Origin of the sequence: Halomonas heilongjiangensis, assembly GCF_002879645.1 — a bacterium.
In the GTDB taxonomy this organism is placed as follows: Bacteria; Pseudomonadota; Gammaproteobacteria; order Pseudomonadales; family Halomonadaceae; genus Halomonas; species Halomonas heilongjiangensis.
The window spans coordinates 1-15,073 of record NZ_PNRE01000057.1; the positions used below are offsets into that span (position 1 = coordinate 1).

The window sequence follows — 15,073 nt, forward strand, 5'->3', positions numbered from 1 at the left end:
CTACTGGGAGAAGGGCGAGTGGAAGGAGACCGCGCCGCTGCCCGAGGCGGGCCAGGTGCGGCTCGGCGAGCTCGGCGTCTACCAGGTGGAGATGGAGTTCTGGTTCGCCGCCAGCCGCGTCGACACCCGCGCCCTGGACGCCCCGGTAAGCGCTCACACACTCGGTGGCGCCCCGCGCCCGGCGCTCGATGCCGACACCCTCAACGGCATGCTCAAGGGCTTCATCGACCTGGTGTTCGAGTCTGGGGGGCGCTACTACGTGCTCGACTGGAAATCCAACCACCTGGGGCCGGACGACGACGCCTACACCCCGGCGGCCATGCGTGATGCCATGCTCGACAAGCGCTACGACCTGCAGGCCGCGCTCTACCTGCTGGCGCTGCACCGGCTGCTCAAGGCGCGCCTGCCGGACTACGACTACGACCGCCATATCGGCGGCTCGCTCACCGTCTTCCTGCGCGGGGTCGGCTCCGCCACCGCCACCGAGGGCCGCGGCGTCCACGCCGAACGCCCGCCGCGGGCCCTGATCGAGACCCTGGACGCCCTCTTCCAGGGCCAGGCCCCGGCAGCGACCACTCACTCCCCGCAGGCGGAGGCGCCGCAATGAGAGACCTGTTCGACGACCTCGACGACGCTCCCGAGCCCCCGCCTCGGCCGGATCGGCCCCACCCGGCACTCGGCGACACCGCCGCGCTGCTGGCCCTGCTCGAGCGCTGGGTGGCGCGCGGCTGGCTGCGCGCCCTGGACCGCGCCCTGGTGGTGTTCCTGCAGCGCGAGGTGCCCGATGCTTCCGCCCCGCTGCTGCTCGCCGCGGCCCTGGCCAGCCACCAGCTCGGCCGCGGCCATGTATGCCTCGACCTCGCCACCACCCTGGCAGCACCCGACCTGGCCCTGTCGCTGCCGCCGGAGGGCGACGACTTGAGCGACCCGCCGCCGCTGCCCAGCCAGGTGCTCGACGGCCTGACGCTCGGCGAATGGGAGCAAGCCCTCGCTCACCCCGGCCTGGTCGCCGACGGCGACCAGGGCGCCCCCGGCCACACCCCGCTGGTGCGCGGCGCCACCGCGCCTGGTCATCAACACCAAGGCCCCCGGCTCTACCTGCGCCGCTACTGGCAGTACGAGCAGGATATCCGCCAGCAGATCACCGCCCGGTTGAACAGTGCCACCTGTGGAAATACTGCACCCTGTGGGAGCACGGCTCCGCCGCGCGATGGCGCCGATAGGCGCCCGGATGACGCCACCAGCACAAGCGACGGCAGGCGCCCGGATAACGCCACCGACACCGCCACCCTCGCCGCCGCCCTCGACGCGCTGTTCCCCACCACGGAAACAATCGACTGGCAACAGGCCGCCTGCGCCCTCGCCGCCCGCTCGCCCTTCGCGGTGATCACCGGCGGCCCCGGCACCGGCAAGACCACCACCGTGGTCAAGCTGCTCGCCCTGCTCCAGGCCCTGCAGCTCGGCCAGGAAGACCGCCACGCCCTGCGCATCCGCCTCGCCGCCCCCACCGGCAAGGCCGCGGCGCGCCTCAACGACTCCATCGCCAAGCAGGTCAAGGGCCTCTCGCTGGTGGAACTGGCCAGCGCCGTGGGCCAACAGGGTGTGGATATCTCGACCCTTCGCGACAGTATCCCCACGGAAGTAACGACGCTGCACCGGTTGCTCGGCTCCCGCCCCGATACCCGCCACTTCCGCCACCACGCCGGCAACCCGCTGGCGCTGGACGTACTGGTGATCGACGAGGCCTCGATGGTGGATATCGAGATGATGGCAGCGGTGCTCACCGCCCTGCCGCCCCGCGCCCGGCTGGTGCTGCTGGGCGACAAGGACCAGCTCGCATCAGTCGAAGCCGGTGCCGTGCTCGGCGACCTCTGCCAGCGCGCCGAAGGCGGCCACTACACCCGGCAGACCGCCGAGTGGCTGGAGGCGGTGACCGGCGCTCCCCTGCCCGCAGATTACCGTGATGACTATCATGGCACCCCAGGCCAGCCGCTGGACCAGGCCATCGCCATGCTGCGGGTCAGCCACCGCTTCGACGCCGCCAGCGGCATCGGCCAGCTCGCCGAAGCGGTCAACCGGCCGCTGGATGCTGGCCATACGGCCAAGGAGAAACGCCGCGCCGTGCGCCAGGTGCTCGAGCACACGCCGGCCTACGCCGATCTGGCCCGCCTGCGCCTGGCCGACGCCGACGACCCGGCCCTGGACAGACTGGTGGTGGACGGCGCCCCGGTCGGCTTCCCCAACAGCGGCCAGGGCCGCCGCGATCCCCGCGGCGAGCCATTGGCGCCGCCCACCGGCTACCGCCACTACCTGGAGGTGCTACGCGACCAGCGCCCCACTGACACAAGCTTCGGCGAGGCCGGCGGCGAGGAACGCGCGCCCTTCGACGCCTGGGCCCGCGCCGTGCTCGAGGCCCACGGCCGCTTCCAGCTGCTCTGCGCCCTGCGCCGCGGCCCCTGGGGCATCGACGGCCTCAACCCGCGCATCGGCCAGGCGCTGCGCCGCGCCAGGCTGATCGCGGCCTCGGATCATGAACTGGAAAGCGGCTGGTTCGAGGGCCGCCCGGTGCTGGTCACCCGCAACGACTACGGCCTGGGGCTGATGAACGGCGATATCGGCATCACCCTGGCGCTGCCCGACGACAGAGAGCCGGGCCGCCGCCTGCTGCGCATCGCCTTCCCCGCCAGCGACGGCAGCGGCCAGATCAAGTGGGTGCTGCCCAGCCGCCTGCAGGCGGTGGAGACCGTCTTCGCCATGACGGTGCACAAGTCCCAGGGCTCGGAATTCACCCACACCGCCCTGCTGCTCCCCGACGCCCCCAACCCCATCCTCACCCGGGAGCTGGTCTACACCGGCATCACCCGCGCCCGGGACTGGCTCACACTGGTGGAGACTGGACGTGGGATGCTAGATGAGGCGGTGACGAGAGAGGTGATGAGAGTGAGTGGGTTGGGAAAATTGTAGGAAGCTGTCGGGGCCGCGAAGGTAGGACATTGCTGCGGCTGATGATGAAGGTAATAGATTTTCACCGAAAACATAACAAGTGCTATAATATTCAAAAATCAAAACAAAGGGTTAAGGTAAAATGTTAAAAACAGTATGTCTAGCAAGTCTGATTTTGGGTGCTGCTGCTATCACCACCCATGCAGTCGCTTTTTCATTTGGCAAGAAAAACGATTCCGAGTTCACAGAAATAGCTAACATTGATGACATTCAAGCGAAGGCATGTATGCATGCAACAGAAATGCATGAAGGGTTTCCTGAGATTCCTATAAAGCTGTCGGAGTACACAAAGAAATGGATGGGAGGCCAAGGAAAAACCGTATTGGTAACAGTCGACTACCTAAGAGAAACCAAATTAGGCAGTTCAGGGATTGGAACTGTCACTTGTCGCTTTGACGAAGCAGACATAGTAAACCCGGAGCATCACACCCCTCTTCAGCTACTCAGGTTCACGGGCCCCAGTGGTGGCTCTGCCTCCCATGAGTATGTTGGCGAACTCCGGGATCATATCAAAGAAAAACTTAATTAATATAAATAACCATAAGCTCCGGTGTGAATCTTCCGGAGCTATATATGTTACGCACTTTATCCCACCGATCATAAATACTATTTGTCTAGAGAAAATAGAAGTGAGTGATGTACGACCCCGATTTTATTAGCTTCACTGCGCTTCGCCTCTCCTGACGGCAGTGGCAACATCAAGTGGGTACTACCCAGCCGCCTGCAGGCGGTGGAAACCGTCTTCGCCATTGTCAACCCTCTGCTGCTCCCCGATGCCCCAACCCCATCCTCACTCGGCAACTGGTCTACACCAGCATCACCCGCACCCGCCACTGGCTCGCCCTGGTCGATACCGTGCGAGGTCAGCTACTGGATGCGGTGGAGAGACAGGTGATGCGGGTGAGTGGGTTAATAGAACAACTAAACCACATCTAAGAATGGTGGGTATTAGGCAAATATTACCATACAAAAACCACTCATACCTACCCAATCACTCAGCCAGCCTCACAAGCTGGTTTACAATATCCTTCAAATCCTGAGGCATCTCCTCTTCATCCATATTAGGAATTACCTTATGAGGGTCTATATTAAACGACTTTAAAATTTCCTTCCCCCTTACATCAAGAAGCGCTTGCGGCGGAGCGATATCCTTAAACCCCTCCCCAACTGCAATGCCATATTTATCTCTCAGGCTTTCATTTATCTGCTCAACTGAAAACCTAGATGCAGCCGCCATGGCTGGCGGCCACAAGAGATAGCACTCAATATGACGACGCCTCCATTTTCTACAATTAAATCCTGGAGGAGGGTTAGTATGAGCTTTGTCATTCAGCCCTTCACCAACAGTTTCCAGCGGCTCATCATCACGATCCCGAAGACTGACAACCTTTAAATCTTCCACTTCTTCCTTCAGAGCCTTGAAGAGCTGTCTCCTTTCCTTATGGCCAGTTGCACTAACCCATTCGACCCATCTATCTGGCCATTCAACCCCCATCTTATCAGCAACTTGCTTTAAAATCCTGCAATCAAACTCACCTTCCACCAAAAGCAGTCTTTTATTTTTCTTCACCTTATCCATCCTAGGGGAATATTCTGACCCAAGCCCTGCCAGCAAACCTACTTTTTGTGTTTCATTTTTTAAAAATCTGGGTGGAGCACTCTGCCTGACCTCCAATATCTTCTCGGGAGGAGAGCTCCTTAATATTTCAGAAGAGTGCGTGGCAACTAAAACTTGTTTTTTCGTTACAGATGAAACCTCCTCCAACTTCTCTAAAAGCAAGGTTTGAAGCGAACTGTGCAAATGGGCATCAGGCTCATCTAGCAGCAGTGTAGAAATATTTGGATCTGTTGCTAGCGCATAAACACTTAGCCATTGCAAAAAACCGCTACCCTCAACCATCAGATCCCGTGGCTTGTAGCGTGGAAATCGATTAATCCTATGCCCGGCATGCGAACCTTTGATCACTTCAACTTTAATGTATGAGTGATACTCTTCCCTGAACGGATGAATAGATAACTCCACACCAAAAATCTCTCTCAATGTTTGCTGCAAAACTTCCCAAGGGTCAGACTGCCTAAGATCTCTAAGATCAGAATCTTTAATCTTCCCCCTTCCCTCCCTTAGCTTTTCACGCTTCTTATGGTTTAATCTTTGCAAATCTAACAAAACATTTCTCAACACTGAACCTGCCACCCCCTCTCCAATCCTACGCCGCCTTATAGCCAAAGGGAGTCGAGATTCTTTGTCGGTTATTCCAGCAAATGGTGGAAGATATGCAACCCGTGGGACTTTATCACCATCCTCCAAATTAGAAAAAGTCGACTTAACAAACATTCTATCGTTTGCAAGCGACAAGCCAAACTCAAGCTCTTTAACCCGGCCCTCCACTTGCCATTTACACCTAATTCGCAAAGTATAGCCGTCGACATCACCTGCTTCTTTTTGTGATTTAAGATTTGTCCACAAGTGATTCAGCGACGGAACAAGGATGGGAGAAAACTCATCATCACCAAGGCCTAGACCTTGGACATTGCTTCCAGGCAGGAATGCCTCAAAACCCTTTTCCGCCTCAATTATTGTCCTACAGAACTCCCAGACAGCAAGAGAATGAAGGATAGTAGACTTCCCTGAATTATTTGCACCAGCAACCAAATAAACCCCATCAGGTACAAGAGGAACTGCCTGATCACGAAATCTTTTGAACCTCTTCAAGACAATTTCTTCAATCATAAAAAACTCAAAAATCGTTTAAAATTACTATCATTATTAAAGCTTTCAGCTAGCAAACTCTGCATTGAACGCCAGTTTCACTTCAATCACCTCCATCCCCTCCAAAGGCTGTTCGTAACTCCACGCTACATCGGCCTGATCGCCAAACGAGAAGTACGAGGCATCGCCCTTGAACGGGCATTGGGTCACGGTCTCGGAGCGGGACAGCAGGTCCATCCGCACATCTTCGCGGGGAATATATTGCCGCAGTTGGTAGCCACGTTCGCGCAGTTCGATGGCGCGGGTGGTGTCGGCGAGCAGGGTGTCGCCGATCTTCACCCACACCCGTCGGTGGTGCGGGTGCAGGGTGATGCGGGGCTCGGGGGTATCCGTGGCCATATGGGCATCCCTTGCGTACGGGCTGTATCGTTATGTTAGTTAGTGTTTCAGCCTAGCACTCAAGCATGGTTTTTCCCATGCGCTGGATCAACGGACCGGTGAAGTCACTACCGCCCCGCTGCTCCTCGACGCCCCCAATCCCATCCTCACCGGGATGCTGTTCAAGGATTTTCCCGATCGGACTCGAAAAGCTACCGCAGGGGCCTCGTCAGGCAGGCAAGGGGCCCGGCCGACCCAGCAGGTAGCCCTGTGCCTTGCGGACCCCGATGTCTCGCAGTGCTTGCAACTCGGCCTGCGTCTCGACGCCCTCGGCGAGCAGCCGGCTGCCCGTTTCGGCCGTGAAGCCCACCAGCGCCGCGGCCAGCGCTCGGCTGTCGCGGCGCGTGTCGATGCCGTGGGTCAGGGATCGATCCAGCTTGATGACGTCCGGCGCCAGGCGGAGGATGTGGCGAAAGCTGGCATAGCCGGCGCCCGCATCATCGATCGCCAGCCTGAGCCCTTGCCTGCGCATCGCGACCAGCGCCTCGAAGAGGCCGGCGTAGTCGTCAACGATATCGTGTTCGGTGACCTCGAGCATCAGGCGGTCGAGGGGATAGGGCCCGAACAGATCGGCAAGCCGGCCGGACAGGATGGTGACCGGAGAGGCATTGAGCGACAGGTAGGCCGAGTCGGGAATCTCGGGCAGCGCCTCCAGCGCCAACTCGATGGCCGCCAGCTCCAGTTCCACTCGCAGCCCCACCGTGGCGGCCTCCTCGAACCACTTGTCGGGACCTCGCTTCGGCTCGGCGACGAAGCGCGACAGCGCTTCATAACCGGCGATGCGCTGGTCGACGAGATCGTACATGGGCTGGTAGACGATGTGGAAGCGACGCTGGTCGAGCACATCGCGTATTCTTGCCTCGGCACCCTTCTGCCGTTGCTTGCGCTTGCGCTGACGCTCGAGCTGCCGCGCCACGAAGTCGGCAAAGACCCGCATCATGGCCAGGTCACGCTCATTCAAGGTGGCGTTGGATTGGCGATCGAAACAGCACAGGGTGCCGTAAACGCTGCCATCCTGCAGGCGGATGGGCACGCTGAGGTGGGCGCCTATCGGTATCTCCCGGGTGGCCGCCAGGTCCAGCGCCGCCGGCTCCTGCCGCGCATCCTGGATCACCTCCGGCAGCCTGCCATCCACGACCCGCTGGCAGTAGCTTTCCTCAAGAGGATCCGACGCCCCGACTTCCAGGTGCGGGGCTCCCGCCTCTTCGTCCACGAAGCGAAAGATCCGTCTTTCGTCTTCAAACTCCGAGATGAAGGCGACTTCCATGCCGAGATGGGTGCGGATGGCATGCAGGACCTCGAGCAGCGCGTGTTCGGTCGTCGCTTCGGCGAGTTCATCCAGCCCCAGGGAAATGTCCACCAGCGGATGCTCTTCTGTTGCGTTGGATGCTCCAGCTTCCATGGGCCACCTTAAAGGTCAAGATATGAACAGCACTACGCTTTGTCTGAAAACTGCCTGCGCTCGATCATACGGCGTTAAAAATCGGCTCAAAGTACTCATTTACATCGCGTAAACCCCGTCTTTTCGCCGATTTTTGCCTTGTCTGATCATCGCTCGACGACTTTTCGGACAAAGCTTAACGCCAGCGACTCTGCCGTGGTACGACGCCTACCTGGATAAACGATTCGGTCATCCTCCTTACACCTGCACCCGGCGGTCGTGCGAGTGCAGAGTGATGCGGTACTCGGGGGAAGCGGTTGCCATAGGGGCATCCCTTGCGTACGACTGTATCGTTATGTTGCTTTGTGTTTCAGCCTAGAACTGAAGTATGGCTTTTCCCATGCGCCGGATCAACGGAGAGGCGAGCCTCAGTCGTCGGGAATCAGCCGCTCGTTGAGGTCGGAAAAGGCGAAGCCGGCTTTCGGGCCGCCGGCGATGACGTAGACGGCACCCTCCACCGCCGCCGCATCCAGGCCGTGGCGAGCCGTGGGCATGGGCGGCAGACGCTCCCAGCGGTCCTCCTCCGGGTGGTAGCGTTCCGCTTCGTCGAAGGTGCGTCGCTCGGGGGTGAAGGTCTCGCCGCCGAACAGGTAGACCCAGTCGTCGAGCACCGCCACGGCGACCCCGCTGCGCCCAGTGGGCACCGGGGCCCCCTCCTCCCAACGATCGTCCTCCGGGTGATAGATCTCGTTGGTGGTGAGTCGGAAGGTAGAGTCGTCACGGCCGGCGAGGACGACGATGCGACCGTCGATCGCGGCGGCACGGTGATGGTTGCGCGGGGTGGGCATGGCCGCGAGCTGGCTCCACGCGTCGCGTTGCGGGTCGTAGACCTCGTGGACGCCGACATCCTCCCGACCGTGCGTGGTGCCGCCGATGGCGTGAATGCGCCCATCGAGCACGGCAGTGGCCAAGGCGCCCCGCGGGGTGGGGACCACCGGGCCCTGGCGCCATTTATCCGCGTCGATGTCGTAGATATGGAAAGCGTCGGTGGGGGTGAAGCTGGCTTCGTCGTAGCCGGCGATCACGTAGAGACGGCCGTCGTGATACTCGAGGCCGGCGTGATTGACGCCACGCGGCAGCTCCGTGAGGGCTTCCCAGCGGTCGCCGCCGGGGTCATAGACGAAGAGCGTGCGCGGCGCGGTGGCGTCGCGCTCACCGGCCTGCAGGAAGCCGCCGGCGAGGTAGATGCGCTCGCCGTCGGTGGCCACGCTGACTTCGGTGCGCGCCTCGGGTAGCGGTGCCATCCGGCGCCACTCACCGGTGGCTTCCCGAACCTCGGCGACGGCCAGGGGTGAAGCCAGGAAGAGCCCGAGGGCAACGCCCAGCCAGCCGCCATGGGCATAGCGTGCTCTGGAAGGCATGGTAAACCTCCTCCCGCCGCTGTCTCGCGCGCCTGGCTCCCTGCCCTGGCGTGCTCCTGGCGGCGGCGTGGGAACCTCCCTTCAGTCTAGGCGCCTGCTCAGGAGCGGTGGACACCCCGTCAAGGCGGTACACTGGGGCGAAATACCCCATGGCAAGGCAGGCAGTGTCGATGAACAAGCCCCATCCCCGTGACTCCCGGGCCGATGCATGCGGCGAAGCCAAGCTGACGGTACTGGGCGGCCGCGACATCCTCTTCGTGATGGCGGCCGAGGCCGAATACGGCCCGCATCTCAGGAAGCGTTTCGACCCTTTCATGACCGGCGTCGGCCCCGTCGAGGCGGCCGTCGAGCTCACCGCTGCCCTTGCCGCCCTCGACCGACGCGAGCGCCTGCCTGATCTGGTGGTGTCACTGGGATCGGCCGGCAGCCGGATTCTCGAGCAGACCGAGATCTATCAGGCGATCTCCGTCTCCTACCGCGACATGGACGCCTCCCCGTTGGGCTTCGAGAAGGGTGCCACGCCCTTTCTCGACCTGCCGGCGACCGTCCCGCTGCCCTTGCGCATTTCCGGCATTCGTCAGGCCTCGCTGTCGACCGGCGCCAATATCGTCTCGGGCCCGGCCTATGACGCCATCGCCGCCGACATGGTGGACATGGAAAGCTATGCCTGCCTGCGCGCCTGCATGCGCTTCGACGTGCCGCTGGTCGTGCTGCGCGGCATTTCGGACGGCAAGGCGGAACTGCACCACATCGACGACTGGACGGAAACTCTCCATGTCATCGACGACAGGCTGGCCTTGGCCGTCGACCGCCTCGGCGAGGCGCTCGCCGACGGCCTGTTGAAGCTCTGATGCAATTCGGGGACAGTCCCTGATTTCCCATGTTCCAGGACACGGGGGTGCGGCGCTGTTCTTGGACTTTCTCGTGCCACCCGAACCGCTGGCGACTGCAGCGGCAACATAATGGCCAACCGCTGCAGGAGAGAAGCCAGGGAGATAGTCTTTCACCCATGGCGAGTGGTCCTCTTGAATCGTGTTCTGCCAGAAATTCAACAAGAGAACACCATTCGCCATCTTCTTACCTAAGCCCTCACGGTGAATAACGTAGATCTGGGTGTGCTACCGCACAGAAAGATTCTCTCTGACTGTTTATGGTTGGGTGGATGTAGTCGTAGGTGCCGGCCCGACAAGGAATGACGTGCTGTCATCGTGGATTTACGCTTCTACACAAACAGGCTAAATCGGCATCAGGTTGTTGAGGGATTACTTGCCGAATTGCACATTTTACTGGAATGATTACTTCACTTGTTTGTTACAAGACAAGGAGAGATTAGATGAGCGCTGAAAAGACCAAGACAGATGGCAACCAGGCCACCGAGCGAGCCAAAGAGCAGTTCGACAATGCCATCGTCGAGCCTGTACGTGCCTACGGAGCACTGACCACCGATTACTTTGAACAACTGTTCTCTGCTCAGTTCGATGCCGTTCGCGCCTTTTCGGACAACAGCTTGGCGCAATCCCGTTCCTGGCTCGAAGTCAAGGATTCCGAAAGTTTGCGGCAGGTGATCGAGGAGCAGCAGCAGGCCGTTCGGGAATTGAGTGAGCGATTGAAGGCAGACGCTGACAAGATTCAGACTTTGAGTCAGGAATACCTGAAGGAGACCCAGCAGCTGACGACGGAGAGCATGCACTCGGGTCGCAAGCAGCTCGAAGAAAACATGCAGAAGGGCCAGCAACAGTTTCAGGAAAACCTTGAGAAGGGGCAGGATCAAGTTAAGGACAGCTTCAAGAAGGGTAAGGAAGAGGCTGTCGATACTCAACAGAAAAGCCAGCGGCAGGCCGACAAGAGCAAGAAATCGACCAGCACGTCGGATAAGTAATGTAGATTTCTTGATAAGGAAGTCATAACTTGCAGGGCCGTTTTCCCAGGAAAGCGGCCTTTTGCTATTAATCAGGGGACAGGCCATCATTCAGCCGGGGTTCCGTCGATGAAGAAGTCCCGTACCCCCTACTCCCGGGCCGATGCCTTCGTGAGGCCTCGCTGTCCACCGGCGCCAATATCGTCTCGGGCTCGGCCCATGACGCCATCGCCGTCGACCGCCTCGGCGAGGCGATCGACGAAGGCCTGTTGAAGCTCGGATGCATCAGATCGTTGCAGGCCTGTTGCCAGTGCGGGTCAGAGCGCAGCGCGGCGGCTTGCGGTGGCCTTGCCCACCACCGGTGAAGGTGTCATCGTCCTCCGGATGCCATTCGCCGTCTGACCACAAGGAGCGAGCACCGTGTTCATCGCCATGAACCGTTTTCGGGTCAACCCCGAGAGAGTAGAGGAGTTCGAGCAGATCTGGCTGGAGCGGGAAACCCACCTGCAGGGCCTGCCCGGTTTCGTCGAGTTCCACATGCTGCGCGGCCCCGAGAAGGAGGACCACGTGCTCTACGCCTCCCACACCGTCTGGCGCTCGCGGGAGGACTTCGAGGCCTGGACGCACTCCGAGGCGTTCCGCAAGGCACACGCCAACGCCGGCCAGAGCAAGCGCGAGGGGCTCTACCTGGGACCGCCGAACTTCGAAGGGTTTGAGGTCATCCAGACGGTCGGCAACGCGAGCGACGCCTGATCCCGGCCGCCATCCTGCGCTGAAGTCCCATCGGGCTTTGTGAACGAAACGTTCGCCGGAATGGCACGATCCGTCATTCCTGCGCTCCCCCTGCTCCTTTCCCATCGCTGCCGGACACGCTTCACGGCGGTATCGTTTGACACCGCGGGGTGCCCTGTATTTAGATGGGCCTCCATCTAGATAGATCGGTCTATACAGGAGCGCCCATCGATGCCAGCCTCCAAGCGCGACCAGCTGCTCGCCACGGCCGAGCGACTCTTCTATGAGCAGGGGTTCCACGCCACCGGCATCGACCGTATCGTGGCTGCCGCCGGGGTGGTGCGCATGACGCTCTACAACCACTTCGCCTCCAAGGAGGCCCTGGTGGCGGCCGTGCTGAAGGCCCGCCATGAACGCTTCATCGCCAGCCTCGATGCGGCAATGGCCGTCGCCCCGCCGGGCCAGGCAACACGGGCGCTGGTCGATGCGCATGGCCGCTGGCTGGAACGCTACAGCCAGCATGGCTGCATCATGGCCCAGGCGATGGGCGAGTTCGCCGAGCACAGCGCCGAAATCCATGCCCTGGCGACGGCTGCCAAGGCCGACCTGCTGGCACGCATCGAGGCCGCCGTGGTTCGCGATGGCCTGGTTCCTCACGCTGGCCTGGCGCGACGCCTCTTCATGGTGCTGGAAGGCAGCAATACGGCGGTGGTCATTCTGGGTATGCAGACGGCCCTGGCCGATACTCGGGCGGTGACCGACGCCCTGCTCGCAGCGGCCCGGAGCGAGACCCCATGAGGCCACTGTCCCCCCTCGGCATGGCGGCCCTCGGCAGCGGGGTCATTGCCATCACCTACGGGCTGGCCCGCTTCGTGTTCGGGCTCTTCCTGCCCGCGATGCGCGACGAGCTGACGATCTCTCCGTCCATGGCGGGGGTGATCGGCGCCCTGCCGTTCCTGAGCTTCGTCTTCGCGATCCTCGCTGCTCCCTGGGTGACGCGCCGCCTCGGGGTTCGCCGCACGGGGGTGGCGGCCGCCGGCCTGGCCGGGGTCGGGCTGATGACGATCGCCCAGGCGCCATCATCACTGCTGTTGGCCACCGGCGTGCTGATCTGTGGAATCAGCACCGGGCTGTCATCGCCGGTCATGGCTCAGGCGGTTCACCGGGTCGTACCGCCCGGGCTGCGCGGGCGGGTCAACGCCACCATCAATGCGGGCACCAGCCTGGGGATCGCGCTCGCCATGCCCGCGGTGCTGCTCTGGGCGGAGGCCTGGCGCAGCGCCTATACCGGGTTCGCCGCCCTGGCGGCCCTGGGTGCCCTGGCGGCCCTCTGCTATCTGCCTCGGGATGACCAGCGCATCTCACTCTCGCGACCCCGTCTGCTAGCCACGCCGGTGAGCCGGGCGCAATGGCTCGGGATCGGCAGGTTGAGCGGCCTGGCCGTCGGCATGGGGTGCGTGAGCGCGGCCTACTGGGTGTTTGCCCCCGATGCGGTGATCACCGCCGGGGGACTGCTGCCGAGCCAGACCGCCTGGATGTGGCTGGCGGTCGGCCTCGGGGGGCTGGCGGGCGCCGGCGCCGGCGATCTCATCTCGCGCTTCGGGCCGGCCGCGAGCCATGCTGTCGGCCTCACGGTGATGTCTGTAAGCCTCGCGCTGCTGGTCGTCGTTCCCGGCAACTTCGCCCTCGCCCTGGCATCGGCGGCACTGTTCGGCGCCGGGTACATGACCCTGACCGGTTTCTACCTGGTGAGGAGCATCCAGATCATGACCGAGGCGCCCGCCTTCGCCCCGGTGCTGCCGCTGCTCGCCACCTCGGTCGGCCAGGTCGCCGGCTCTCCGCTGGCGGGCTGGCTGGTCGGGGCCGAAGGCCATGCCGCCACCTTCATGCTCTTCGCCACCCTGGGGCTCGCCGTCGCCGGGCTGGGATCGTGGTTACTGAACGAGCGAAGCGCTCCCGGCTGGAATGCCCCTTGAGCTCAGCCTCTATCCGACGTCCCGATTGCTGCGAAGAACGCCGCATCAAAAAGCCGACAGACACAGTGTCTGTCGGCTTTTCCGGTGCCTTGGCTACCGGTCTGGCTTCTCAGCGGCTGGCCAGGCTTGCATCGATCAACGGGGTGATTCGCCGGACGCTGGCGCGTCGGTTTTCCTGGCTGGGACCCTGCGTATCCAGTTTCAGATAGCGCTCACCATAGCCCTGTACGATCAGGTTTTCCGGGGGAATGGCGAAGTATTCGGTCAGTGCCAGGGCGACGGCTTCTGCTCGCCGGTCGGACAACCCGAGGTTCATCAAGTCCGATCCAACGGCATCGGTATGGCCTTCGACCAGGAAAATCTCATTCGGGTGCTGCTCGATGATGTCAGCCATGGTGTTCCCGATCAGACGCAGCGCTTCGGCCTCGGAGGGCTGAATGGCCGACGAGCCGGTCGCGAACTGGATAACGTCGAGATCGATACGCGGCATGATGGCTCGCACTCGGGAGCTTTCGCGTACCTGGCGGAGCGTGAAGACTCGATCGAACTCCTGTACCGGTGGTGCTAGTAGTGCCTGGCGCAGGATGTCCTCATCTGCACGGCGGTAATCGACCACGTAGCGATTTTCCGGCAGGTCGTGGTGCAGGGGAGGCAGGGATTCCTCGAGGTCGACGGAAGACACCCAGCTATCGGCCTTGCGCGTTTCGTCGATCAGCACGATAGCGGTCTCATCGGGCAGATAGCGAGTGCGCTTGAGAACGAAGCCACCGGAATCACGAATGGTCACGATCCGGCTGCCATCCTCGCGCGTGACGGTGGAGCGGGTAATGCCATCGGCAAAGGATTCGGTCGTCTCGGTTACCCCAGGACGACGCAACAGGAGATTCTCGTCCTTGCGCACATGCAACTCGCCGTCGCGCTCAACGATCATACGGTCGCCTTGATTCTCGACGACCCGTCCACCAAGTTGGGGGATCAAGGCGCCGGCGACGGCACCTACCGCGGCGGCTCCCAGGTATTTCCATATCTGGTTGTCGTCATCATCTGCTTCTGACGCCGTCGCTGCCTTGGCTTCCTGGTCGCTGGTACGCGTGGTATCCGCAGTCACGACTGTTTCAGATGTCGTGCTGGCTTCCTGGGTCTCAAGGGCGGCGGCAGCGGCCAGGGCGTCTGCTTCGGCCTCGGCCAGGGCCTCCGCGTCAGCCTTGTCGCTGGCCTCCTGCTCGGCGAGGGCGTCTGCCTCGGCCTGGTCGATGGCTTCCTGCTCGGCGACGGTGTTTGCCTCGGCCTGCTCGGCGGCTTCCTGCTCCGCCAGGGCGTCGGCTTCGGCCTGCTCGGTGGCCTGCTGCTCGGCGAGGGCGTCGGCTTCGGCCTGCTCGGTGGCCTGCTGCTCGGCGAGGGCGTCTGCCTCGGCCTGCTCGGTGGCTTCCTGCTCGGCGAGGGCATCTGCCTCGGCCTGGTCGGTGGCCTCCTGCTCCGCCAAGGCATCGGCTTCGGCCTGGTCGGTGGCCTCTTGCTCGGCGAGGGCATCGGCTTCGGCCTGCTCGGTGGCTT

The 15,073-nt window shown here is 62.0% G+C and carries 13 protein-coding genes; 8 read left to right on the top strand and 5 right to left on the bottom strand.

The features are described 5' to 3' along the window. The 3 genes from C1H66_RS12985 to C1H66_RS22645 form a co-directional block, all read left to right on the top strand. A partial coding sequence (locus C1H66_RS12985) for a PD-(D/E)XK nuclease family protein (RefSeq protein WP_205738662.1) occupies positions 1-607 on the top strand: 607 nt, incomplete at its 5' end. Then, positions 604-2,964 carry an exodeoxyribonuclease V subunit alpha gene (gene recD / locus C1H66_RS12990; protein ID WP_102628312.1) on the top strand — a complete coding sequence of 787 codons (2,361 nt, stop codon included), beginning with the start codon at positions 604-606 and terminating at the stop codon, positions 2,962-2,964. The genes C1H66_RS12985 and recD, both read left to right, overlap by 4 nt. Positions 2,965-3,085: 121 nt before the next feature. Beyond that, positions 3,086-3,532: a hypothetical protein gene (locus tag C1H66_RS22645; RefSeq protein ID WP_146010728.1), complete on the top strand. Its 447-nt coding sequence runs from the start codon at positions 3,086-3,088 to the stop codon at positions 3,530-3,532. A gap of 462 nt (positions 3,533-3,994) precedes the next feature. Here C1H66_RS22645 and C1H66_RS13000 read toward each other — a convergent pair whose 3' ends face one another. From C1H66_RS13000 to C1H66_RS13015, 4 genes are all read right to left on the bottom strand, one after another. Further along, a complete protein-coding gene (locus tag C1H66_RS13000; protein ID WP_102628313.1) occupies positions 3,995-5,734 on the bottom strand; it encodes an ATP-dependent nuclease in 1,740 nt (579 codons plus the stop codon). Between the two features lie 45 nt (positions 5,735-5,779). Further along, positions 5,780-6,112, bottom strand: a complete 333-nt coding sequence (locus C1H66_RS13005; RefSeq protein WP_102628314.1) for a DUF427 domain-containing protein — start codon at positions 6,110-6,112, stop codon at positions 5,780-5,782. Between the two features lie 208 nt (positions 6,113-6,320). Further along, on the bottom strand, positions 6,321-7,511 hold the full coding sequence (locus tag C1H66_RS13010) for a sensor domain-containing phosphodiesterase (RefSeq protein ID WP_240618306.1): 1,191 nt from the start codon (positions 7,509-7,511) through the stop codon (positions 6,321-6,323). A gap of 449 nt (positions 7,512-7,960) precedes the next feature. Next, complete coding sequence (locus C1H66_RS13015; protein ID WP_102628316.1) at positions 7,961-8,953, bottom strand: Kelch repeat-containing protein; 993 nt, start codon at positions 8,951-8,953, stop codon at positions 7,961-7,963. A gap of 170 nt (positions 8,954-9,123) precedes the next feature. Between C1H66_RS13015 and C1H66_RS13020 the strand changes: the two genes are divergently transcribed. The 5 genes from C1H66_RS13020 to C1H66_RS13050 all read left to right on the top strand — a co-directional run bounded on the left by C1H66_RS13020 (position 9,124) and on the right by C1H66_RS13050 (position 13,519). Then, a complete protein-coding gene (locus C1H66_RS13020; protein ID WP_102628317.1) occupies positions 9,124-9,804 on the top strand; it encodes a 5'-methylthioadenosine/S-adenosylhomocysteine nucleosidase in 681 nt (226 codons plus the stop codon). Between the two features lie 482 nt (positions 9,805-10,286). Then, positions 10,287-10,832: a phasin family protein gene (locus C1H66_RS13030; protein WP_102628319.1), complete on the top strand. Its 546-nt coding sequence runs from the start codon at positions 10,287-10,289 to the stop codon at positions 10,830-10,832. 399 nt (positions 10,833-11,231) lie between these two features. Continuing rightward, positions 11,232-11,564, top strand: a complete 333-nt coding sequence (gene hmuQ / locus C1H66_RS13040) for a heme-degrading protein HmuQ (protein ID WP_102628320.1) — start codon at positions 11,232-11,234, stop codon at positions 11,562-11,564. Between the two features lie 210 nt (positions 11,565-11,774). Then, positions 11,775-12,341 carry a TetR/AcrR family transcriptional regulator gene (locus C1H66_RS13045; protein WP_102628321.1) on the top strand — a complete coding sequence of 189 codons (567 nt, stop codon included), beginning with the start codon at positions 11,775-11,777 and terminating at the stop codon, positions 12,339-12,341. Beyond that, complete coding sequence (locus C1H66_RS13050) at positions 12,338-13,519, top strand: MFS transporter (protein ID WP_102628322.1); 1,182 nt, start codon at positions 12,338-12,340, stop codon at positions 13,517-13,519. The genes C1H66_RS13045 and C1H66_RS13050 overlap by 4 nt, the downstream gene beginning before the upstream one ends. A gap of 109 nt (positions 13,520-13,628) precedes the next feature. On the opposite strand, the gene C1H66_RS13055 is transcribed toward C1H66_RS13050, so the two are convergent. Then, positions 13,629-15,073 (bottom strand): OmpA family protein (locus tag C1H66_RS13055; protein WP_102628323.1); only part of this gene is annotated, 1,445 nt, incomplete at its 5' end.